Annotated in this window: 17 protein-coding genes and 1 pseudogene; 16 read left to right on the plus strand and 2 right to left on the minus strand. The window is 74.7% G+C overall.

Annotated features, from left to right (window positions below; genetic code table 11):
- Positions 1–7: 7 nt before the first annotated feature.
- Positions 8–1,291 carry a CobW family GTP-binding protein gene (locus JOD49_RS20190; RefSeq protein ID WP_239525205.1) on the minus strand — a complete coding sequence of 428 codons (1,284 nt, stop codon included), beginning with the start codon at positions 1,289–1,291 and terminating at the stop codon, positions 8–10.
- Positions 1,292–1,408: 117 nt separating this feature from the next.
- On the opposite strand from JOD49_RS20190, the gene rpmB reads away from it, so the two are divergent.
- The 7 genes from rpmB (at position 1,409) to JOD49_RS12540 (ending at position 8,760) form a co-directional block, all read left to right on the plus strand.
- On the plus strand, positions 1,409–1,645 hold the full coding sequence (gene rpmB, locus JOD49_RS12510; protein WP_205307473.1) for a 50S ribosomal protein L28: 237 nt from the start codon (positions 1,409–1,411) through the stop codon (positions 1,643–1,645).
- Positions 1,645–1,812, plus strand: a complete 168-nt coding sequence (gene rpmG / locus JOD49_RS12515) for a 50S ribosomal protein L33 (RefSeq protein ID WP_030150366.1) — start codon at positions 1,645–1,647, stop codon at positions 1,810–1,812. Before rpmB ends, rpmG begins: the two co-directional genes overlap by 1 nt.
- Positions 1,813–1,822: 10 nt before the next feature.
- Entirely contained in the window at positions 1,823–2,128 is a 306-nt protein-coding gene (gene rpsN, locus JOD49_RS12520; protein WP_205307474.1) for a 30S ribosomal protein S14, read from the plus strand.
- 23 nt (positions 2,129–2,151) lie between these two features.
- A complete protein-coding gene (locus JOD49_RS12525) occupies positions 2,152–2,457 on the plus strand; it encodes a type B 50S ribosomal protein L31 (RefSeq protein ID WP_205307475.1) in 306 nt (101 codons plus the stop codon).
- Positions 2,458–2,848: 391 nt separating this feature from the next.
- A complete protein-coding gene (locus JOD49_RS12530; protein WP_030150363.1) occupies positions 2,849–3,130 on the plus strand; it encodes an HU family DNA-binding protein in 282 nt (93 codons plus the stop codon).
- A gap of 212 nt (positions 3,131–3,342) precedes the next feature.
- Entirely contained in the window at positions 3,343–4,626 is a 1,284-nt protein-coding gene (locus JOD49_RS12535) for a YibE/F family protein (RefSeq protein ID WP_205307476.1), read from the plus strand.
- Positions 4,627–4,689: 63 nt separating this feature from the next.
- Positions 4,690–8,760: an SCO7613 C-terminal domain-containing membrane protein gene (locus tag JOD49_RS12540; RefSeq protein WP_205307477.1), complete on the plus strand. Its 4,071-nt coding sequence runs from the start codon at positions 4,690–4,692 to the stop codon at positions 8,758–8,760.
- Positions 8,761–8,881: 121 nt separating this feature from the next.
- Here JOD49_RS12540 and JOD49_RS12545 read toward each other — a convergent pair whose 3' ends face one another.
- Entirely contained in the window at positions 8,882–9,355 is a 474-nt protein-coding gene (locus JOD49_RS12545; RefSeq protein ID WP_205307478.1) for an Lrp/AsnC family transcriptional regulator, read from the minus strand.
- A gap of 159 nt (positions 9,356–9,514) precedes the next feature.
- On the opposite strand from JOD49_RS12545, the gene pdhA reads away from it, so the two are divergent.
- The 9 genes and pseudogenes from pdhA to JOD49_RS12595 all read left to right on the plus strand — a co-directional run bounded on the left by pdhA (position 9,515) and on the right by JOD49_RS12595 (position 21,526).
- Positions 9,515–10,738, plus strand: coding sequence for a pyruvate dehydrogenase (acetyl-transferring) E1 component subunit alpha (pdhA, locus tag JOD49_RS12550; protein ID WP_205307479.1), 1,224 nt, complete (start codon positions 9,515–9,517; stop codon positions 10,736–10,738).
- Complete coding sequence (locus JOD49_RS12555) at positions 10,735–11,766, plus strand: alpha-ketoacid dehydrogenase subunit beta (protein WP_205307480.1); 1,032 nt, start codon at positions 10,735–10,737, stop codon at positions 11,764–11,766. The genes pdhA and JOD49_RS12555 overlap by 4 nt, the downstream gene beginning before the upstream one ends.
- Positions 11,766–13,862 (plus strand): dihydrolipoamide acetyltransferase family protein, encoded by a 2,097-nt coding sequence (locus JOD49_RS20785; RefSeq protein ID WP_307822527.1) that lies wholly within the window; start codon positions 11,766–11,768, stop codon positions 13,860–13,862. Before JOD49_RS12555 ends, JOD49_RS20785 begins: the two co-directional genes overlap by 1 nt.
- A 44-nt stretch (positions 13,863–13,906) precedes the next feature.
- Positions 13,907–15,535 carry a carboxyl transferase domain-containing protein gene (locus JOD49_RS12570; RefSeq protein ID WP_205308960.1) on the plus strand — a complete coding sequence of 543 codons (1,629 nt, stop codon included), beginning with the start codon at positions 13,907–13,909 and terminating at the stop codon, positions 15,533–15,535.
- A gap of 5 nt (positions 15,536–15,540) precedes the next feature.
- A complete protein-coding gene (locus tag JOD49_RS12575) occupies positions 15,541–17,844 on the plus strand; it encodes an ATP-binding protein (protein ID WP_205307481.1) in 2,304 nt (767 codons plus the stop codon).
- Positions 17,841–19,022 carry an acyl-CoA dehydrogenase family protein gene (locus JOD49_RS12580; protein ID WP_205307482.1) on the plus strand — a complete coding sequence of 394 codons (1,182 nt, stop codon included), beginning with the start codon at positions 17,841–17,843 and terminating at the stop codon, positions 19,020–19,022. The genes JOD49_RS12575 and JOD49_RS12580 overlap by 4 nt, the downstream gene beginning before the upstream one ends.
- Positions 19,023–19,149: 127 nt before the next feature.
- Positions 19,150–19,638 (plus strand): annotated as a pseudogene (locus JOD49_RS12585) (MaoC family dehydratase); the annotation flags it as partial.
- A 188-nt stretch (positions 19,639–19,826) separates the two neighbouring features.
- The gene (locus JOD49_RS12590; RefSeq protein ID WP_205307484.1) at positions 19,827–20,723 is read left to right on the plus strand and encodes an HpcH/HpaI aldolase/citrate lyase family protein; all 897 of its coding nucleotides are present in this window, start codon (positions 19,827–19,829) and stop codon (positions 20,721–20,723) included.
- Between the two features lie 122 nt (positions 20,724–20,845).
- Positions 20,846–21,526 carry a CoA transferase subunit A gene (locus JOD49_RS12595; protein ID WP_239526369.1) on the plus strand — a complete coding sequence of 227 codons (681 nt, stop codon included), beginning with the start codon at positions 20,846–20,848 and terminating at the stop codon, positions 21,524–21,526.

Consider the following 21,526-nt stretch of genomic DNA (forward strand, 5'->3'; position numbering starts at 1 on the left):
GCCGGCCTCAGAGGGCGTCGCTGCGCTCACCGAGCCACGGCGCGAGCACGTCCTCGCGGCCGAGCCACCGCAGGCCGCCGTCGGCGACCTCCTCGCGCGTGGAGAGGATCTCGTCGAACGCGGCGACCAGGGCCGCGCGGTCGTCGGCCGAGTCGGCCGCTCCCGTGAAGACCAGCCGGGTGCGGGGCGCGATCGCGTCCCAGGTCCCGACCGCCCCGATGCTGAGCTGACCGCCCGCGCCGTCCCACGCGCACATCGAGTCGGGCCGGTTGGGCACCCAGAACACGCCACGGCTGCGCAGGCGCCCGGTGCCCAGGCGCCGGACCTGGTGGAGGAGGCGCTCGGGGTCGAAGGGCAGGTCGGAGATCAGCTCCAGGGTCCAGGTCCCCGTCGCGGCGTCCTGCCCGACGGCGGCGCGCACCCCGAGCGGGTGTGCGCGCCGTTCGGCGTCGGCCGCGTCGTGCGACGCCGCGGACAGGTCGGCGAAGGTGAGCCCTTCGAGGCCGTCGGCCCGCGTCGAGGTGTCCGGGCGCAGGCGGTCCACGAGTCCCGATCCGGTGCGTGCGCTCGCGCGGCGCCCGTCCCACGCGGCCCGGACCGCCGCGTGCCCACCCAGGTGCGTGGCGCCGTCGGGCGTGCTGGGCGGGACCGGCAGCCCGGGGGAGCCGGGCGTGACGGCCGCCCCCGGCGTGTCGCGGAGGTCGGGTGCCGGCGGTGCGCCGGTCGTGACCACGAGGTCGGCGTGCTCGACCTGGGCGGCGAGGACCTCGCCGACCGAGCGGTGGTCCGTGGGGGCGAGCGCGAGCCCGCGCTCCTCGAGCAGGTCGTCGTCGAGGAGGTCGGTCTCGACCGCGGCCAGGTCGACGACCGTGAGGACCGTGGCGAGCCGCAGCCCGTCGAGCGCGCCGCCGGGGCGGGCGGCGGCGTCGAGCGCGCGCACCACGGGCAGGGGCTCGGCGGCCACGGGGAGCGCGAGGAGGACCTGGTCCCAGCGGCCGTCGTGCGCGAGCTCGTGGAGCGTGGGGATCGCGTCCTCGCGGACCGCGCACGACAGGCACGCGTGCTCGAGCTCGACGAGCGTGTCCTCGACGACCCCGGTCGCGTCCACGACCACGCGCCGCAGGGTGCCGTCCTCGGCGTGGAGGTCGTGTCGCAGCGCGACCGATCGTGGCGTGTCGGTCACGAGGCCGAAGATCGCGGTGTCGCGCAGCACGGGGTCGATCGTGGCGAGCACGCTGAGCGGGACGCGGGTCCCGGACGGGCGGGGGTTCCCGGGAATATCTGCGGGCATGCGGACGCTCCACCTCTACAGAGAACGGTTCTCATCAGTTGGGATCCTACCTCTTGACGAGAACGGTTCTCAATAACTAGTGTCGGGTCTCCACGACCCACCGAAGGGAAGTTCGTCATGTCCGCCGTCTGCCAGGTGCTCGGCACCTCGCCGGGGTTCGGCCGCTCGATCTCGCACTCGCACGTGCGGACGCGGCGTCGCTTCGACCCCAACGTCCAGCACAAGCGCTACTGGGTGCCGTCCCTGGGCCGGCATGTCAGGCTGAGAGTGAGCGCCCAGGGGATCAGGACGATCGACCGTCGAGGGATCGACGTGGTCGTCGCCGGAATCATCGCTCGAGGGGAGAAGGTCTGATGGCAGCACGCACCGAGCTGCGCCCCGTGGTCAGGATGCGTTCGACCGCAGGGACCGGGTACACCTACGTGACCCGCAAGAACCGCCGCAACGACCCGGACCGGCTGACCCTGCTCAAGTACGACCCGGTGGCGCGACGGCACGTCGCGTTCCGCGAGGAACGGTAAGGGGAGCCGCATGGCCAAGAAGTCCAAGATCGCACGCAACGCCCAGCGCGAGGTGATCGTCGCCCGGTACGCCGAGCGGCGCGCCGAGCTCAAGAGGATCATCGCGTCGCCCAGCGCGTCGGACGCCGAGAAGGAGGCCGCCACGACCGAGCTGCGCAAGCAGCCGCGCGACGCGAGCGCGACCCGCTTGCGCAACCGCGACGTCGTCGACGGCAGGCCGCGTGCGTACAACCGGCGTTTCGGGCTCTCCCGCATCAGGCTGCGCGACATGGCGCACCGCGGGGAGCTGCCGGGCGTCACCAAGTCCAGCTGGTAGTCGAGACACGCAGAGGAGCACCCATGAAGAAGGACATCCACCCCGAGTACGGGCCGGTCGTGTTCCGCGACATCTCGGCCGACTTCGCGTTCCTGACCCGGTCCACGCTCGCCGGAGGCTCGGCGTCCGGTCCGGGCCGCCCGGACAAGACGATCGTGTGGACCGACGGCAACACCTACCCGGTGGTCGACGTCGACATCTCGAGCGCGAGCCACCCGTTCTACACGGGCACCGCGCGCGTCGTGGACACCGCCGGGCGCGTCGAGAAGTTCCGTCAGCGGTACGGCAAGGGCGCCACGGGAGGTGCCGCGAAGAGCGAGGGTCGCTGAGCCGTCGCTCGTCGTCGGGCCGCGGTCGCTAGCTCGTGGCCAGGAGAGCCGCCCACCCCTCGGGGTGGGCGGCTCCGTGCGTACCGGGGCTTGCTGCAGCGTGCCGAGAGACGGCGAACGGGGCTGTGGGCGCGTCGTCGGGTGCCCCCCGCGTGTGCGGATCTTGTGCGCGTGGAGCTCCTCCGGGGGCCCCGGGGGCGCCAACTAGGTCACATTCGGCGCGGATCGGACAAGATTCTGCGCTCAGAGGAACCGTTTCGGCGCGGAAACGCGCGCAGAACCCCGTAGATTCCTTAGTGTTGTCCACGAAGTCCCGCCTCAGGGCTGGCAAACTGAGACCTCAACGTCTCGCGGTGCCCACCGTGAGGCGTGAACCGATGAAGGGATCCGCATGTCGCTCAACAAGTCTGAGCTCGTCTCGGCCATCGCCGCAAAGTCCGACCTCACCAAGGCTCAGGCCGAGAACGCCCTCAACGCGTTCCAGGAAGTCCTCGTCGAGTCGCTCGGCAAGGGCGAGGCCGTCAAGGTCACCGGCCTCCTCTCCGTCGAGCGTGTCGAGCGCGCCGCTCGCACGGGCCGCAACCCCCGCACCGGCGAGGAGATCCAGATCCCCGCTGGCTTCGGAGTCAAGATCAGCGCCGGCAGCCTCCTGAAGAAGGCCGTCACCAAGTGATCTTCGCGGCGCGCTGAGGCGTGCCGCACCGCGGGGCCGTGCCCCGCATCCCGTGCAGAGGCCCGGGTGCCCGACGACGTCGGTCACCCGGGCCTCTGTCGTCCGGTGCCGACGTGGGGGACCCGGCGCGTCGCTCGTAGCGATAACCGTTCTCAATCTCTAGGGTGGGTGGGTCCAGGGCGTGCGCCCGACCGGCCGATCCGAAGGGCGCCATGAGCCACCATCACGGGCACTCCCACACGAGCAGCGCTGCGCTGCCCGCGACGCGGCGGGTCCGGGTCGTGCTCGCGGCGATCCTCGTCCCCGCGCTGCTCCTGACGATCGTCGGGCTCGTCGCGCTCTGGCCCCGCTCTGCCGACCTGCCCGACCAGATCCCGTTCACCGCGCAGGGCACCCACGTGGTGCGGGGCGTCGTGACGGGCGAGGCCGAGGTCGAGACGGGGCTCGTGCCCGTCCGTCTGGACGACGGCACCGAGACGGAGGTCGTGGCCCCGCCCGAGTACGTCCATCACGGCTTCGACGTCGGCGACCGCCTCCGGATGCTCTACATCTCCCAGGCCGAGGGCGACGGCAGCACCCCCTACGCCTTCCTCGACTTCGAGCGCGGGATACCGATCGCCGTGCTCGCCATCGCGTACGCGGCGCTCGTGCTCGCGGTCGCCCGGCTGCGAGGGCTCGCGGCGCTCGCGGGGCTCGTGGTCGCGCTCGTGACGATCGGCCAGTTCACGCTGCCCGCGCTCCTCGCGGGGCAGAACGTCCTGGCCGTGGCGCTCGTGACGTCGTCGGCCGTCATGTTCGTGGTGCTCTACGTCGCGCACGGGTTCACGGTCCGGACCTCGACCGCGATGGTCGGGACCCTCGTGGGCCTCGTCCTGACCGCGGTCCTCGCGTGGTGGGGCGCCTCGACCTCGCACATCACCGGGCTCACGTCCGAGGAGTCCCTGTGGCTCCCGTCCTACGCGCCGGCGATCGACCTGCAGGGCATCGCGATCTGCGGGATCGTCCTCGCGGGCATGGGCGTGCTCAACGACGTGACGATCACGCAGGCCTCGACCGTCTGGGAGCTGCGCGCGCTCGCGCCCTGGGCGTCGCGGCGCGAGCTCTTCACGCGGGCCATGCGGATCGGGCGCGACCACATCGCCTCGACCGTCTACACCATCGCGTTCGCGTACGTCGGCGCGGCCCTGCCGCTGCTCATGGCCGTCTGGCTGTCCGACCAGTCGCTCGGCGTGAACCTCACGTCGGGCGAGATCGCGGAGGAGGTCGTCCGGACGCTCGTCGGGTCCATCGGGCTCGTGCTCGCGATCCCGCTCACCACGGCCATCGCAGCCGTCACGGTGCCGACCGAGCCGGCCGCGTCCCGGTCGCCCGTCGAGCCTGCCGGGCCGACGGAGCCTGCCGGGCCGACGGCACCCGCCGGACGGACCGCGCCGGACGGGTCCGTCGTGCCGACCGGACCGGCGGACGACCTGGCTCGGAGCACGCCCTTCACCTGATCCGCACCGACACCCCACGGGTCGGCACCGCGAGCGGCTCGGGGAGTTCGCCATGATGTGCCCATGAGTGAACTGTGGGTCGAGGTCGCGACGTCGCGGCTTCGTGACCAGCACGCCTGCCCTGGTTGCGGCGCCACCCTGACGTCGACGAGGTGCGAGGACTGCGGCCTGGTCCTGACCGGCCCCTGGGCCGTCGAGGTGCTGAAGGCGTCGCGTGAGGCAGCCTTCGCGCTCGAGCGCCGGGCCTCGGCGCTGCGCGCGCTGCGCACGGCCGAGGAACGTGGGCTCGTCCAGGATCCTGGCCCCCGCCCGGGCACGAGCAGGGTCGGCGGCCCTGCCACCGCCCCGCAGGGCACGGCCCCGGAGAGGGCAGCGGTCCACAAGCCTCCGACCGGACCTTCGCCTGTCGTCCCCGGCCGACCACGCCCCGTCGCCCCACAGCCCCTGACGCCTGTGCACGGACGAGGTCCGACCTCGGCCACCGCAGCCACCGCGGGCACCGCCCCGACCCGGTCGAGCCTCGGGCTCCAGCCCATCCTCGCGAGCGCGGGGGCAGGCCTGCTCGCGGTCGCCACGATCGTGTTCGTCTTCTTCACGCTCGCGGACGACCTCGCGGTGCGCGCTCTCGTCACGGGCGTCGTGACGCTCCTCGCGCTCGCGACGGCCGCGTTCCTGCGGACGCGGGGGATGGGGGCGTCGGCCGAGTCGATCGGCGCGCTCGGCGTCGTGCTGCTGCTCGTCGACGTCGAGCTCGTGCTGAGCGCGCGCCTGCTCGGCGGCGCCGACCCGGCGCTCGTGCGGGGCCTCCTGCTGCTCCTGGTCGTCGCGGGCCTCCTGGTCGGCGGCCACCGGGTACGCCTGCGGAGCTGGGTCGCGGCAGGACTGATCCTCAGCCCGGTCGTGCCCGTGGTCCTCGCGGGCACGTTCGACGGCCTGACCACCTCGACCTTCGCCGCGTTCTCGGTCGCGCTCCTGGCGTCCTCGCTCGTGACCGTGCTCGACCTGCCCGTCCTGCGGCGCTCCCGCGAGCGGCTCGGATCGCCCCTGACCCTCGAGCAGACCGTGCTCGAGGTCGCGCGCTCCCTCGCGTTCCCCACGGCCGTGGTCCTGGCGCTGCTCGTGCCGCCGGTCCCGGGGCTCCCGGGCTGGAGCGGGGCCGCGCTGCTCGTGCTGGTGGCCGCGGGCACGGCCTGCGTGCTGGCCCGGTGCACCGGGCAGCGCGTGTGGTGGTGGGCCACGGGAGGGACGACGGTCCTCGTGGGGGCGCTCCTGGGCGTCGGGACCCACCCGGTGTGGCTGGGGAGCGTCCCGGTCGCGGCGCTGCTCGCGGGGGCCGCCCTGGTCGGCGTCGCGACCTGGGCCCGGGTCGGCGGCCGCACACGCTCCGCGCTCGTGGCCGGCGGGTCGGCCGTCTTCGGCCTCGCCACGCTGCCCGCGGCGGCGTACGGGCTGACGGGTCTGCTCGTGCCGGTCTCGACGATCCGGCCGGCCGGCACCACGTGGTCGTTCACGACGGACCGCCTCGCCGAGGTCGGGACGCTCGACGACGCCGCGACCACGGCAGCGCTGGTCGGGGTCGCGGCCCTCCTGCTCGCGATGCTCGCGGTCGGCCGCCTGGACCTGGGACCGGCGGCACCGAAGATCTCCGGTCCGGGGTCCGCCCACCGGTGGGCTCGCGAGGCTGAGCCGGCGCCGACCGCACCGGCGGTCCCCGCTCGGACCGGACTCGCGCGCGCTGCGGGGGACGCCGCGCCGTGGACCGCGCTCGTGCTCGCCCTCGGGGTGGCGCTGCACCCTGCCTGGGCTGCGGTCACGAGCTTCGCGGTCCTCGCGGTCGTGGCGCTCGCACTGTTCGTGGTCGCAGGCCGGTTCGTGCAGGCTCGCCGGGCCGCGGACCCCGCAGCCACAGGTACGTCGGCCGCCCCGGAGACCTCGACCCCGGTGGCCCCCGCCCCGGCGCCCCGCACCCCGTGGCCCCTGGGCTCCTGGGCTGCCGCCGCGCTCACGGGCGGCTTCGTCGCGACGGCGCTCACGGCCCTCGTGTCCTGGTCGGCGCGTCCGACCGTGGTCCTGAGCGGCGCCGTCGTGCTCGCGCTGGCGCTCTTCGCCCGCCGGTACGTGCCCACCCTGGCGCACCCGTTCCTCGTGGCCGCCGGCTACGCCTACGCGCTGCTGGTCCTCGGGACGACGCTCGGGTGGACGGGCCTCGGCGGGACCGAGGCCGTGGCCGTCGTGTCGATCACTGCCTCGGTCGTCGCGATCGTCGTCACGCGGGTCCGTGCCGTCGGGCAGCCGTCGTGGTGGGCCGTGCTCGTCACGACGTCGGTGCCGTTCCTGCTGGGGGTCGCGACCGTGCTCGACGAACGCAGCTGGTGGTCCGCGGCCGCCGCGGCCACGATGCTCGCGCTCGAGGGCGTCCTCGTCCTGACCCGGCGGTCGGAGATGGCGCGAGCGGTCCGGGTGGCCGCGGCGGGGCTCCTGCTCCCGACGGCGTCGGTCGTCCTGGTCTGTCTCGGCGCCGAGCTCGTGCCCGGCAGCGCGTCCCCCGTGGTGCTGCCGCTCGTCGCGATCCTGACCGCTGCGGCCGTGGTCGGCGTGCCGTCCGCCCAGGCGTACCTGACGGCGCGAGGGCTCCCCGAACGGCACGTGCTCGACGCGGGACGTGCGGTCGAGGTGAGCGTGCTCGTGACCGCGTGCCTCACGGTGCTGCTGGCCCTGGTGCGCGTCGCGGCGGGCCCCGAGACCGCTGCCGTCGTCTTCCTCGTCCTGGGCGCCGGGGCCGCGGTCGTCGCCGGACGGCCGACCCGCCGGTGGGCGTGGTGGGTCGCGGGCGCGATGTGGGTCGGTGCCCTGTGGTCGCTGCTCGCGCTCTTCGACGTCGGGCTCGTCGAGGCCTACACCGCGCCGCCTGCGCTCGCCGCGGTCGTGGTCGGGGGGTTCCTGGCACGGCGCGCGCTCACCGGGTGGCGTCTCGTGCTGAGCGGGCTCGGGCTGCTCGTGCTGCCCTCGCTGCTCGTGTCGATCCTCGTCCCCGAGGGGGACGCCTGGCGCGACCCCGCGGTCCTCACGCTCGGCCTGGTCCTCGTCGCGGGAGGTGAGGCGGCTCGTCGTCTCGCGGCGCGCGGCGCACGCGTGAGCGCGGTCTGGGCGGCCGACGCCGCCTCCCACCTCGCGCTCGCCGCGATCCTCGCGTCGGTCGCGGGGCTCGTCGCGGCGCTCCGGTCGGTCCAGGAGGCGGGCGGCGACGACCCGACCCGGACCTACCTCGTCGCGCTCGCCTGGTCCGCGGCGGGGGCGGCGCTCGCGGCGCTCGCGGGTGCTCGCCTGGTCGCGGTGGTCGCGCCGTGGGGCGGTGCCGACCGGGGGAGCCAGGGGCCGGACGGCGCCGCACCGCTCGACCCGGCCCTTCGCCGGTGGTGGGCCGCGCCCGCGCTGGTGCTCGCCGTCGTCGGGCCGGTCGGAGCCGTGGGGGAGAGCTGGACCGCGATCTCGATCGCGTGGCTCGTCGAGGCCGCTCTGCTCGCGCTCGTGGTGCACACCGTGCGCCGAGCCGTGGCGCGGCCTGACGAGCTGCGCTGGCCCCCGACCTGGTTCGTGTGGCTGCTCGCGCTCACGGCCGCGATCGGGGCGTGGAGCCCGCGCGAGCTCCGCGTCGAGGTCTTCTCGCTGCCGCTCGGTGCGGGACTGCTCGTCGCGGGGTACCTGGCGTTCGCCGCGACGACGGGCGGTGTGCCGGTCGTGACGCGGCCCCGGCTCACCGACTGGCCCGTGGGGTACGTCGGGTCGTGGCGCACCCTCGCCGTGGGGATCGCCGCGACGCTCGGGCCCTCGGTCGTGGCGACCTCCACCGACGCCCGCACGTGGCGGGCCGTGCTCGTGATCGGGCTCGCGCTCGCGGCGGTGCTGGTCGGGACCCGGTTCCACCTCGCCGCGCCGTTCGTGCTGGGCGTCGTGGTGCTGCCGGTCGAGATCCTCGTGGTGTTCGTGGGCCAGCTCGGCACGGCCGTCTCGGCCGGGCCGTGGATGCTCACGCTGACGGCCGCGGGCGGGCTGCTGCTCATCATCGCGGTGTACTACGAGCGGCGCATGGCCGCGTTCGACGGTGCGGCGGCGTACCTGCGCGACCTGCGGTAGGGGGCCACCGCGCGAGACGGGTGCTTCGGCACGAGACGGGTGCTCGCGTCGGTGGCGTAGGCACCCGTCGCGTGCAGGACCACCCATCTCGCGGCCGGGCCTCGTCCGGCGGGTGCCAGTCCTAGAGCGCCTTGCGCGCCCGCTCGATCAGGGGCCGCACCCGGTACGGGATGAGCTCTCCCATCGAGAGCGACGTCTCGGTGCGCTCGACCCCGTCGATCGCGAGGATCGCCGCGTCGATGCGGAACAGGTGGTCCGTGGTGCGGCACGCGACCAGGACCCGCAGGTCCGAGGTGCCGCTGCGCCCGTGCGCCTGGAGCACCTCGGGGATCTCCGCGAGCGTCGCCACGATGCGACCCAGCTCCTTCTGCTTGACCTCGACCTCGATGAACGCGGTCAGGGGGTGGCCCAGGAACTCCGGGCTGATGCGCCGGTCGAAGTCGAGGAACGCTCCGGCCTCCTCGAGGTGGGCCATGCGTGCGTGCACCGTGTTGCGCGAGAGCCGCAGGCGCTCGGCCAGCGCGACGATCGTGCCGCGCGGGTCCTTCGCGAGCGCGACGAGGAGATCGAGGTCGACGGCATCGTAGCTGCGCACAGTGTTCAGCCTAGCCCGACATCCGGGAGCAGAACGCGCAGCCTTCTCGCGATGACTGGAGCCATGTGCGGGGTGGGGTTACGTTCGCGGTATCCGGTGCTCGACGGTGAGCGGCGGGGTGCTCGACGACGAGCACGGGAGCAGACGCGAGGTGACGCGATGACGCCCAGCAAGGTGGACAGCCGTGTCGAGCCGCGGACGACGCAGAACGTCGTCCAGGTGCTCGACGAGGCCGGTGCACGCCGCGGATCGGCGGAGCAGGACCGGTGGCTGGAAGGACTCGACGCAGACCCCGCGTCGGCCCTTCGACTGTACGAGGACATGGTCGTGGTGCGTCGGATCGACGCCGAGGCCACGGCTCTCCAGCGGCAGGGCGAGCTCGCGCTGTGGCCCCCGCTGCTGGGGCAGGAGGCCGCCCAGATCGGCTCGGGTCGTGCCCTGCGTCCCGACGACTTCGTGTTCTCGAGCTATCGCGAGCACGCCGTGGCGTACACGCGAGGCGTCGCGCTCGTCGACCTCGTGCGGGTCTGGCGCGGCGTGACGGCGTCGGGCTGGGACCCGTACGCAGTGAACATGGCGACGCCGCAGGTCATCATCGGCGCGCAGACGCTGCACGCGACGGGCTACGCGATGGGCATCCAGAACGACGGGGCCGACGCCGTAGCGGTCGCCTACCTGGGCGACGGCGCCATGAGTCAGGGAGACGTCAACGAGGCGTTCGTGTTCGCCGCGACCTACCGGGCGCCCGTGGTGTTCCTGTGCCAGAACAACCAGTGGGCCATCTCCGAGCCCGTGGCGCTCCAGTCGCCCGTGCCGCTCGTGGACCGGGCCGCGGGCTTCGGGCTCCCGGGCGTGCGCGTCGACGGCAACGACGTCCTCGCGGTGCACGCCGTGACGCACGAGGCCCTCGACCGGGCCCGCACGGGCGGTGGCCCCACGTTCATCGAGGCCGTGACCTACCGCATGGGCCCGCACACCACGGCCGACGACCCCACGCGCTACCGCGACCCCGCCGAGCTCGAGACGTGGGCGGGGCGTGACCCGATCTCCCGGTACCGGGCCTACCTGACCGACCGCGGCCTGCTGACCGAGGCCGAGGAGACGCGCGTCCAGGGCGTCGCGGACCGGGCCGCGGCCGAGCTGCGTGCCGGGTGCATCGGGCTCGAGGACCCGTCCGCGCTCTCGATCTTCGACCACGTGTACGCCGAGCCGCACGCGGCGCTCGCGGCCGAGCGCGCCGCGTACGCGCAGTACCTGGAGGGCTTCGCCGACCTCGCGGGGTCCGAGGACGGTGACGGCGCCGCCTCGACCGGCGCGGTCGCGCCCGAGGTCGCGGGCACCCGCGCCCCCAGCTCTCCCGACGCGAAGGACGGTGCCCGATGACCACCCTGACGCTCGCCAAGGCCCTCAACGCGGGCCTGCGCCGGTCGCTCGCGACCGACGACAAGGTCCTCGTCATGGGCGAGGACGTCGGCCGCCTCGGCGGTGTGTACCGCGTGACGGACGGGCTCCAGAGCGAGTTCGGCCTGCGTCGCGTGCTGGACACGCCGCTCGCGGAGTCGGGCATCCTCGGCACGGCCGTGGGGCTCGCGTACCGCGGCTACCGTCCTGTGTGCGAGATCCAGTTCGACGGGTTCGTGTACGTCGCGTTCGACCAGATCGTGTCCCAGCTCGCCAAGATGCACGCCCGCACGGGCGGCGCGGTGCGCCTGCCGATCACGATCCGCATCCCCGTGGGCGGTGGCCTGGGGGCGGCCGAGCACCACTCGGAGTCGCCCGAGGCGTACTTCGCGCACACCGCGGGTCTGCGTGTCGTGACGGTCTCCGACCCGCAGGACGCCTACACCGTGCTCCAGCAGGCCATCGCGTGCGACGACCCGGTCGTGTTCTTCGAGCCCAAGCGTCGCTACCACCTCAAGGGCGAGGTCAACGAGGCGGCCGACCTCCGCTCGGCGCCGCCCATGGACGCGGCGCGCGTCGTCGTGCCCGGCACCGACGTCACGCTGGTGACGTTCGGGTCGCTCGTCACGACGGCCCGCGACGCGGCTGTCGCCGCCGCCGACGAGGGCGTGTCGGTCGAGGTCGTGGACCTGCGCTCGCTCTCGCCGATCGACCACGCGACGGTCGCGGCGTCGGTCCGCAAGACGGGTCGGTTGGTCGTCGCGCACGAGGCCCCGCACCAGGCGGGCCTGGGCGCCGAGGTCGCCGCGGCGGCCACCGAGAACTGCTTCGACCACCTCGAGGCCGCGCCGGTGCGCGTCACGGGGCACGACGTCCCGTACCCGCCCGCGAAGGCCGAGCAGCACCAGGTCCCGGACCTGGACCGGATCCTCGACGGCGTGGATCGCGTCCTGGGGCGCGGGGCGCACGTGTCGTCGGAGTACGCGTCGTTCGAGGGGGTGGCACGGTGATGGCCACACGCGAGTTCCTCCTGCCCGACCTCGGCGAGGGTCTCACCGAGTCCGACCTCGTGAGCTGGCACGTCGCCGCGGGGGACACGGTCGAGCTCAACCAGGTCATCGCGGAGGTCGAGACGGCCAAGGCCCTGGTCGACCTCCCGTCGCCCTACGCGGGCGTCGTCACGGTCCTGCACGCCGAGCCGGGACAGACGGTCAACGTCGGTGAGCCGCTCGTGACGTTCGAGGTCCCGGACGAGGCGGGGGTGTCGGGCGCGGTGCCCGCCGCGGGGCCGTCGGACAGGGCGTCGGCAGGCAGTGGCCGTGCGGGGCGGACGGCCCGCCGCGGTGCCCCGGGCCAGGTGTCCGACGGCGCCGCGCCCGATGGTTCGTCGGCAGCCACGTCGGCGGGGGTCGGCTCGCCCGACGGCGCCACGGCGGCCGGTCGTGCGGCCGACAGCGGGGCGGACGGGCCCGAGGAGGCGCCCCAGCCGAACCTCGTCGGGTACGGTGCGCGACCGGAACGATCGGGCCGACCCACGAGGCGAGCACGCCGGTCCCCGGCCCCGGCCGCTGCCGAGATGCGGCCAACTGGGGTCGAGAACAGGGTCAGCACCCCAGATGGCCGCATCTCGGCGGACGGGGTCGAGCACGGGAAGCTCTCCGACGACGACATGGCCGGAGCCGGAGCCGGAGCCGGAGCCGGAGCCGGAGCCGGAGCCGGCCCGGGGGCGGGGGCTGGTGCGAGCGCGGCAGCGGGCTCGAGTACCGGTATGCCCCCCATCGAGCGACCCCGCTCGACCCCGCCCGTGCGCCGGCTGGCCAAGCAGCTCGGGGTCCACCTCGAACGGATCGTCGGGACCGGGGCCCGTGGCCTCGTGACCCGCGAGGACGTCCTGGCGGCGGTGAGCTGTGCCCAGGACGGTTCCCGCGACGGGACCGGGACCGGAGCCGACCAGGGTGCCGCAGCCGGTCGACGCGCGGGGACGGGCCGGGAGCGCAACGGCGTCCACGGTCTCCCGAGCGACGCGTCGAGGGGACCGGCGTCCCGAGGCTTCGGCACCGCAGGACCGGCCGACGAGTGGGACGACGACGAGGACGCTGCCGACGAGCCCGCACGCACCTCGGGGCGCTTCGCGCCGACCTCGCTGCGCGACATCCTCGGCCAGTCCGGGCTGGCCCGCGCGGCCTCACGGCGCGCCGGAGGGTTCCCGCTGCCCGAGACGCGCACCGCACCGGCCGAGCCGGACGACAGGAGGGGAGCGGCGCCGTCGGGCCTGCGTGCCGACCGGACCCCCGGCCGCCGGACGGGCGACCCGGCCACCCGAGAGACCCGGACCCCCGTGCGCGGCGTGCGCAAGCACACGGCCGCCGCGATGGTCGCGAGCGCGTTCACCGCGCCCCACGCGACCGTGTTCCTCACGCTCGACGTTACGCCGAGCACCGAGCTCCTCGACCGCCTGCGGACCCACCCGCTCGCCCGCGGGACCAGGATCACGGTCCTGGCTCTCGTCGCGCGGGCGCTGTGCGTCGTGCTGCCACGGCACCCGTCGCTCGCGAGCCGGTGGGAGGACCTGCCCGACGGGGGCGCGGAGATCGTCCACAGCCCGCGCGTCCACCTGGGGATAGCGGTCGCGACCGACCGCGGCCTCGTGGTGCCGCACGTGCCCGATGCGCACACGCTCGGGCTCACAGGACTCGCGCAGGCGCTCGCGGACCTCACCGCGACCGCCCGCAGCGGGCGCACCGCGCCCGAACGGCTCACGGGCGGAACCATCACGATCACCAACGTCGGGGTGTTCGGCGTCGACGCCGGGACGCCGATCCTGGTCCCGGGGGAGGCCGCGATCCTGGGCGTCGGGGCCGTGCGGAAGCGGCCGTGGGAGCACGAGGGACAGGTCGCGCTGCGCGACGTCCTGACGCTGAGCCTGTCGTTCGACCACCGCGTGGTCGACGGCGAGCAGGGTGCCCGGTTCCTCGCGGAGCTCGGGGCGCTGCTCGCGGACCCGGCGCTCGCGCTGCTGCTCGTGGGCGACCCGGGCGACCCGGGCGCCCCCGAGGCCCCGGGCCCCGGCGAGCAGGGCGCGTCCCGGACGGGGGCGCCCTCGTGACCGCGACCCTGCCGACCACGCGCTCCCCAGGCGTCGGCGACGTCCTGGGGACGACGGTCGACCCGGCCTCCACCACGGCCCGGGCCGATGACGCAGCCCAGCGCGCGCTCGTCGCCGGGCTGCGCGAGCGCACGGCCCGTGCCGCGCTCGGCGGCCCCGAGCCGTCGCGGGCCCGGCACGTCGCGCGCGGCAAGCTGCTGCCGCGCGAGCGCGTCGAGCACCTGCTCGACGAGGGCAGCCCGTTCCTGGAGATCGCGCCGCTCGCGGCCGAGGGGATGCTGGGCGGCGAGTGGCCCGGGGCGGGTGTGATCGCGGGGATCGGGGTCGTCGAGGGGCGCCAGGTGCTGGTCGTGTGCAACGACGCGACCGTGAAGGGCGGCACGTACCACCCGCTCACGGTCAAGAAGCACCTGCGGGCCCAGGAGATCGCGCTCGAGAACCGGCTGCCGTGTATCTACCTGGTCGACTCGGGCGGCGCGTTCCTGCCGCTCCAGGCCGAGGTGTTCCCCGACCGCGACCACTTCGGCCGGATCTTCTACCACCAGGCCCGGCTCTCGGCCGCGGGCGTCCCGCAGATCGCAGCCGTCCTGGGCTCGTGCACCGCGGGCGGCGCGTACGTGCCCGCGATGAGCGACGAGACCGTGATCGTGCGGAACCAGGGCACGATCTTCCTGGGCGGCCCGCCGCTCGTGAAGGCCGCGATCGGCGAGGTCGTCACGGCCGAGGAGCTGGGTGGCGGCGACCTGCACGCGCGCCGCTCGGGCGTCACCGACCACCTGGCGGAGGACGACGAGCACGCGCTCGCGATCGTGCGACGCATCGTCTCGACGCTCCCGCCGGACCCCGCGCCAGCATGGGCGGTCGACGAGAGCGTCCCGCCCGTCGTCGGGCAGGACGAGCCCGGCGGGCCGGGCGAGAGTCTGTACGGCGCGGTGCCGGTCGACGTCCAGGCGCCCTACGACGCGCGCGAGATCGTCGCGCGGCTCGTCGACGGCAGCGTGTTCCACGAGTTCAAGCGCGAGTACGGCGACACCCTGGTCACGGGGTTCGCGCACCTGCACGGGCACCCCGTGGGGATCGTCGCGAACAACGGGGTCCTGTTCAGCCCGTCGGCGCTCAAGGGCGCGCACTTCGTCGAGCTGTGCGACCAGCGCGGCATCCCGCTCGTGTTCCTGCAGAACATCTCGGGGTTCATGGTCGGCACCGACGCCGAGGCCGGGGGCATCGCCAAGGACGGCGCCAAGATGGTCACGGCCGTCGCGACGACGCGCGTGCCCAAGCTGACCGTCGTGGTCGGCGGGTCGTTCGGGGCGGGCAACTACTCGATGTGCGGGCGCGCCTACTCGCCGCGCTTCCTGTGGTCGTGGCCCGCGAGCCGGATCTCGGTCATGGGCGGCCCGCAGGCCGCGTCGGTGCTCGCGACGGTCAAGGCCGACCAGCTCGCGGCGCGCGGCGAGCAGTGGGCGCCCGACGACGAGGCCGCCTTCCGCGAGGACATCCGTGCGCGCTACGAGGAGCAGGGCGACCCGTACTACGCCACGGCCCGGCTCTGGGACGACGGCGTCATCGACCCCGCCGACACGCGCCGCGTGCTGGGACTCGCGCTCGACGTGTGCGCCCGCACGCCGTTGGCCCCGACCGAGGGCCCGCGCTTCGGGCTCTTCAGGATGTGAGGGCCATGGACACCGTGCCTGCTGCCTCCCCGCCCACCACCCCGCTGTTGTCAGAACCAGCGAGCACCCCAGGTCACGCTCGTTCTGACAACCCGAGCACGCGGCCCTTCGGCACCGTCCTCGTCGCCAACCGCGGCGAGATCGCGTGCCGCGTCATCGCCACGCTGCGGCGCCTCGGCATCCGCTCGGTCGCGGTCCACAGCGACGCCGACGCCGGCGCGCGCCACGTCTCCCTCGCCGACGTCGCGGTGCGGATCGGCCCGGCCCCTGCTGCCGAGTCCTACCTGAACGTGCCCGCGATCCTCGACGCGGCCCGCGCGACGGGCGCCGACGCGATCCACCCCGGCTACGGCTTCCTGTCGGAGAACCCCGAGCTCGCGCGGGCCTGCGCGGACGCGGGCATCGTGTTCGTCGGTCCGGGCGTCGCGGCGCTCGAGGCCATGGCCGACAAGATCACGGCCAAGGAGATCGTCGCGGCGCGCGGGGTCCCGGTCGTGCCGGGCAGCACGGGCCGCGACCCCGGGACGGGCCGGGCGCTCGACGACGAGGCCCTCGCGCGGGCTGCGCGCGACGTCGGCTTCCCGCTGCTGGTCAAGCCTTCGGCGGGCGGCGGCGGCAAGGGCATGCAGGTCGTGACGTCGGCCGACGACCTCCCGGCCGCGCTCGCGAGCGCCCGCCGCGTCGCGACCCGGTCGTTCGGCGACGGCACGCTGCTCGTCGAGCGCCTGGTCGCCCGGCCGCGCCACATCGAGGTGCAGGTGCTCGCGGACTCGCGCGGCGCCGTCGTGCACCTGGGGGAGCGTGAGTGCTCGCTCCAGCGGCGCCACCAGAAGGTCGTCGAGGAGGCGCCGTCGCCGCTGCTCGACGCCGCGACGCGCGAGCGCATCGGGGCGGCCGCGTGCGAGGTCGCGCGCAGCGTCGACTACGAGGGCGCCGGGACGGTCGAGTTCCTCGTGCCGGCCGCCGAGCCGACCACCTTCTACTTCATCGAGATGAACACGCGCCTGCAGGTCGAGCACCCCGTGACCGAGATGGTCACGGGCCTGGACCTGGTCGAGGCCCAGCTCCGCGTCGCGGCCGGCGAGCCGCTCAGGTTCGCGCAGGAGGACGTCGTGCTGCGGGGCCACGCGATCGAGGCCCGGGTCTACGCCGAGTCCCCGGCGCGCGGGTTCCTGCCCGCGACGGGCGAGGTCCTCGCGCTCACCGAGCCCGACGGCGCCGGGTGGCGTCTCGACAGCAGCCTCACCGAGGGTCTGCGCGTCGGGGGCGACTACGACCCGCTGCTCGCGAAGGCCGTCGCGCACGGCGCCGACCGCGCCCAGGCGCTCGACCGGCTCGACCGCCTGCTCGCGGAGACGCTCGTCCTGGGGGTCGACACCAACATCGGCTTCCTGCGGGCGCTCCTCGGGGACCCGGACGTCCGGTCGGGCGACCTCGACACGGGCCTGATCGAGCGGTTCGTGGCGGCGGGGGGAGTGCCCTCGGGGACCGCGACCGAGGAGGACCTCGCGGTGGTGGCGCTCTTCGTGCTCGCCGGGCGTCCACGGGGCGTGCCCGGCGCGTGGGGCGCCCGCGACGGCTGGCGGCTCAACGCCTCGCCACGCCCCCACCGGGTCGTGCTGCACGTCGCCCCGGACGATCCCCACGAGGTGACCGTCGCGGGAGACGTGAGCGACGCCGTCGTGCACGTGGACGAGGGCCCACGGCCCGGGACGGCCCGGCGGGCCGCACTGACCCCGGCCGCGGGACACGCGTGGCGGTTCACCGCGGAGGGCAGGAGCGAGACCGTGCACCTCGCGACCGGTGCCGACGGCAGCGTGTGGCTCTCTCGCGCGGGCCGCGTCGTCCAGGTCGCGGTCCCGACGCGCACCGAGCGGCTCGACGCGGCCGCGCGCGGGCGCACGGTGCACCCTGACGGACCCACGAGCCCCGACGTCCGCGCGGGCATGCCCGGGACGGTCGTCGCGGTCTCCGTCGCGGACGGGGAGAGCGTCGACGCGGGCGCCGTCCTCGTGGTCGTCGAGGCCATGAAGATGGAGCACGCGCTGAGGGCCCCGCATGCGGGCGTCGTGCGGCTCACGGCCCGCCCGGGCGACCTGGTGCGCCGCGACGAGGTCGTCGCCCGCGTCGAACGGGCGCCCGACGACGTCGCTCCCGTCCCGGCGGACGGGCCCGTCGCGGTGGTCGCGTCGGACGCCGCGCCAGCACCCGACGACCTGGCGGACCCGCCCGGCCCGTCCCCGATGCCACGACCCGAGGCCGACATCCCGGCCGTCCCCGTCCCCTCCCACACCCCAGGAGCGTCATGAACACCGAGCTGACCGACGAGCAGCGCAAGCTCAGCGACACCGTGCGCGAGTTCGCGGACACCGTCGTCGCGCCCGCCGCCTACCGGTACGACACCGAGCGTCGCCTGCCGCTCGACATCATCCGCGAGATGGGCGACCTGGGGCTCTTCGGCCTGCCGTTCCCCGTCGAGCACGGCGGCCAGGGCAAGGACTACCTGTCGCTGTGCCTCGCGGTCGAGGCACTCGCCCGCGTCGACCAGAGCATCGCGGTGACGCTCGAGGCCGGTGTGGGGCTGGGGATCATGCCGATCGTGCGGCACGGGACCGCGGAGCAGCGCGAGCGGTGGCTGCCGGACCTCGTCACGGGGCGGGCGCTCGCCGCGTTCGGGCTGACCGAGGCCGAGGCGGGCTCCGACGCGGGCGCGACGCGCACGACGGCGCGGCACGAGCCCGGACCGGACGGCGGCAGCGTGTGGGTCATCGACGGCAGCAAGCAGTTCATCACCAACTCCGGGACGCCCATCACGAGCGTCGTCACGGTCACCGCGGTCACGGCGGAGGAGGTGCGCGACGACGGGACCGTGAAGAAGGAGCTGTCGTCGATCCTGGTGCCGTCCGGGACGGCCGGGTTCACGGTCGGGCCGTCGTACGACAAGGTCGGGTGGCACACGTCGGACACGCACCCCCTGACGTTCGAGGACGTCCGGGTCCCCGCTGAGAACCTCCTGGGCGAGCTGGGCCGCGGGTACGCGAACTTCCTGCGCGCTCTCGACGAGGGGCGCATCGCGTTCGCGGCGCTCGCGACGGGCGCCGCCCAGGGGTGCTTGGAGGAGGCGCTGCGGTACGCGCGGACGCGCAACGTGTTCGGCCGGGACATCGGCTCGAACCAGCACATCGCGTTCACGCTCTCGCGCATGGCGACCCGTGTCCACCAGGCGCGACTCTGCTACTACGACGCGGCGTCGAGGCTCGCCAACGACGCGCCGTTCAAGGTCGAGGCGTCGATCGCGAAGCTCGTGGGCAGCGAGGCGGCCATGGCCAACGCGCGTGACGCGGCGCAGATCTTCGGCGGCTACGGGTTCCTCAACGAGAACCCGGTCGCGCGCCACTACCGGGACTCCAAGGTGCTCGAGATCGGGGAGGGGACGTCCGAGGTGCAGCTCATGATCATCGCGCGCGGGCTGGGCCTCACGGCCTAGGCCGCGGTCGAGAACGAGGTTCCGCGCGGTCGAGAACGAGGCTGATGTAGATGTACCGGCCAGAACGACCGCAACCTCGTTCTCGACCGGACGTTCTCCGACGATTGCCACGAGGAAGGAGTGCAGGATGCGGGAGATCGCGCAGCGCGGGCTCTACTACGACGAGCTCGAGACCGAGGTCCGCTACGTCCACAGCCCGGGACGCACGCTGACCGAGGCCGACAACGTGCTGTTCACGACGCTGACCATGAACACCCAGTCGCTCCACCTCGACGCGGCCTGGGCCGCCGACCAGCCCTTCGGGCAGCGCCTGGTCAACTCGATGCTCACGCTCTCGACGCTCGTCGGGGCCTCGGTCGCACAGCTCACGCAGGGCACGATCGTCGCGAACCTCGGCTTCTCCGAGGTCGCGTTCCCGCACCCGGTGTTCCACGGCGACACCCTGTACTCCTCGACGGTCGTCCTGGAGAAGCGGCCGTCCGCGTCGCGGCCCGGGCAGGGCGTCGTGACGTTCGAGCATCGCGGGCACAACCAGGACGGCGTGCTCGTGGCGCGGGCCGTGCGGTCGACGCTCGTGTGGACGCGTACCGGTCACGAGGAGTCCGTCGCGGGCCGCGCGGCGCGGGGGAGCGGGTCCGCGGGGCCACCCCTCACCGCCACGCCCGACGACGGCGCCCACCCCGCGTCGTCGTCGGGCGGGCACCCACGGGGAGCGTTCGCGCACGGGGCCGACGCACCCGAGAGCCGCGCGTCAGGGGAGGCGGCCGCGGCGGCGCGCTCCGCCGTCGGGCAGGGCGGTGCACCGTGACGACCTTCGACCTGGGGCCCGCGCTCCTCTTCTGCCCCGCCGACCGGCCCGACCGGTACCGCAAGGCCGCGGACCGCGCCGACGCCGTGATCCTCGACCTCGAGGACGCCGTCGCACCGGCCGGCAAGGCTGCGGCGCGCGACGCGCTGCTCGCCGAGCCCCTCGACCCGGCGCGGACGATCGTGCGGGTCAACGCGGTCGGGACCCCGGAGCACGAGGCCGACCTGGCCGCGCTCGTGCGCACCCCCTACCGGACCGTCATGGTCCCCAAGGCCGACGAGCGGCTGCCGCGCGACCTCGGCGGGCTGCGCGTCGTGGCGCTGTGCGAGACGGCCGCGGGCGTCCTGGCCGCCCCCGAGCTGGCCCGGCGGCAGGGGGTCGTCGCACTGATGTGGGGCGCCGACGACCTGGTCGCGTCGCTCGGCGGGACGTCGAGCCGGTACCCCGACGGGACCTACCGCGACGTCGCGCGCGCCGCCCGGTCCGCCGTGCTGCTCGCCGCGGGGGCGGCGGGCGTCGCCGCGATCGACGCGGTGCACCTCGCGATCGACGACCTCGACGGCCTGCGCGACGAGGCGCTCGACGCCGCGGCCGTCGGCTTCGCCGCGACCGCGTGCATCCACCCCTCGCACGTCCCCGTCATCCGGTCCGCGTACGCACCCCCGCCGGGCGCCGTCACGTCCGCCCGCGCGCTGCTCGCCGCCGCGCAGGAGCACGACGGCGTGTTCGTGCACGACGGCGTGATGATCGACGGCCCCTCGCTGCGGCACGCCGAGGCCGTGCTGCGACGGGCACGGGCGGCCGACGCCACCACGTCCGGGACCGCCCGCCCCGGCGGCACGACCGACCGCACCGCCCCCCGAGCCCTCCGCACAGGAAGCAGGCCGACATGACGACCGACGGAACCCGGCCGGTGAGCGACGGCGCCCCGGCCCCCGGGACGGCCCCGCGCGCACCCGGCGTCACGCAGCATCCCGACGCGGCCACGGCCCTCGACGGTCTGCTGCACGACGGCATGACGATCGCGGTCGGCGGGTTCGGCCTGTGCGGCATCCCGTCCGACCTCATCGAGGCCGTGCGCGACTCGGGCGTGCGCGGGCTGACCGTCGTGTCCAACAACATGGGCGTCGACGGCAAGGGGCTCGGGCTGCTGCTCGAGAGCGACCAGGTCGACAAGGTCCTGTCGTCGTACGTCGGGGAGAACAAGCTGTTCGCGCAGCGGTACCTCGACGGCGACCTCGAGGTCGAGTTCGTGCCGCAGGGCACGCTCGCCGAGCGGCTGCGCGCGGGGGGCGCGGGCATCCCCGCGTTCTACACCGCCACGGGCGTGGGGACCCCGGTCGCCGAGGGCAAGCCCGTCGAGGAGTTCGACGGGCGCCGCTACGTCCTCGAACGCGGCATCGTCGCCGACCTCGCCCTGGTGCACGCGCACCGCGCCGACCCCTACGGCAACCTCACCTACCGGTTCACGGCCCGCAACTTCAACCCGCTCGTCGCGACCGCCGGGCGCGTCACGGTCGTCGAGGCCGAGATCCTCCTGGACCAGCCCCTCGACCCCGACGTCGTCGTCACGCCCGGGATCTTCGTCGACCGGCTCGTGCCCGCGCGGGCGCGGGTCAAGGACATCGAGCAGCGCACGGTGCGGCCGCGCGCCGTCGGGGTCGGCGCGCCGACCCCCGCAGGAAAGGACGCCTGA

Origin of the sequence: Oerskovia jenensis, assembly GCF_016907235.1 — a bacterium.
Lineage (GTDB): Bacteria > Actinomycetota > Actinomycetes > Actinomycetales > Cellulomonadaceae > Oerskovia > Oerskovia jenensis.

Coding starts and splice junctions, on each gene's coding strand:
- JOD49_RS20190 (WP_239525205.1), bottom strand. CDS start 1,291: ATGCCCGCAGATATTCCCGGGAACCCCCGCCCGTCCGGGACCCGCGTC.
- rpmB (WP_205307473.1), top strand. CDS start 1,409: ATGTCCGCCGTCTGCCAGGTGCTCGGCACCTCGCCGGGGTTCGGCCGC.
- rpmG (WP_030150366.1), top strand. CDS start 1,645: ATGGCAGCACGCACCGAGCTGCGCCCCGTGGTCAGGATGCGTTCGACC.
- rpsN (WP_205307474.1), top strand. CDS start 1,823: ATGGCCAAGAAGTCCAAGATCGCACGCAACGCCCAGCGCGAGGTGATC.
- JOD49_RS12525 (WP_205307475.1), top strand. CDS start 2,152: ATGAAGAAGGACATCCACCCCGAGTACGGGCCGGTCGTGTTCCGCGAC.
- JOD49_RS12530 (WP_030150363.1), top strand. CDS start 2,849: ATGTCGCTCAACAAGTCTGAGCTCGTCTCGGCCATCGCCGCAAAGTCC.
- JOD49_RS12535 (WP_205307476.1), top strand. CDS start 3,343: ATGAGCCACCATCACGGGCACTCCCACACGAGCAGCGCTGCGCTGCCC.
- JOD49_RS12540 (WP_205307477.1), top strand. CDS start 4,690: ATGAGTGAACTGTGGGTCGAGGTCGCGACGTCGCGGCTTCGTGACCAG.
- pdhA (WP_205307479.1), top strand. CDS start 9,515: ATGACGCCCAGCAAGGTGGACAGCCGTGTCGAGCCGCGGACGACGCAG.
- JOD49_RS12555 (WP_205307480.1), top strand. CDS start 10,735: ATGACCACCCTGACGCTCGCCAAGGCCCTCAACGCGGGCCTGCGCCGG.
- JOD49_RS20785 (WP_307822527.1), top strand. CDS start 11,766: ATGGCCACACGCGAGTTCCTCCTGCCCGACCTCGGCGAGGGTCTCACC.
- JOD49_RS12575 (WP_205307481.1), top strand. CDS start 15,541: ATGGACACCGTGCCTGCTGCCTCCCCGCCCACCACCCCGCTGTTGTCA.
- JOD49_RS12580 (WP_205307482.1), top strand. CDS start 17,841: ATGAACACCGAGCTGACCGACGAGCAGCGCAAGCTCAGCGACACCGTG.
- JOD49_RS12595 (WP_239526369.1), top strand. CDS start 20,846: ATGACGATCGCGGTCGGCGGGTTCGGCCTGTGCGGCATCCCGTCCGAC.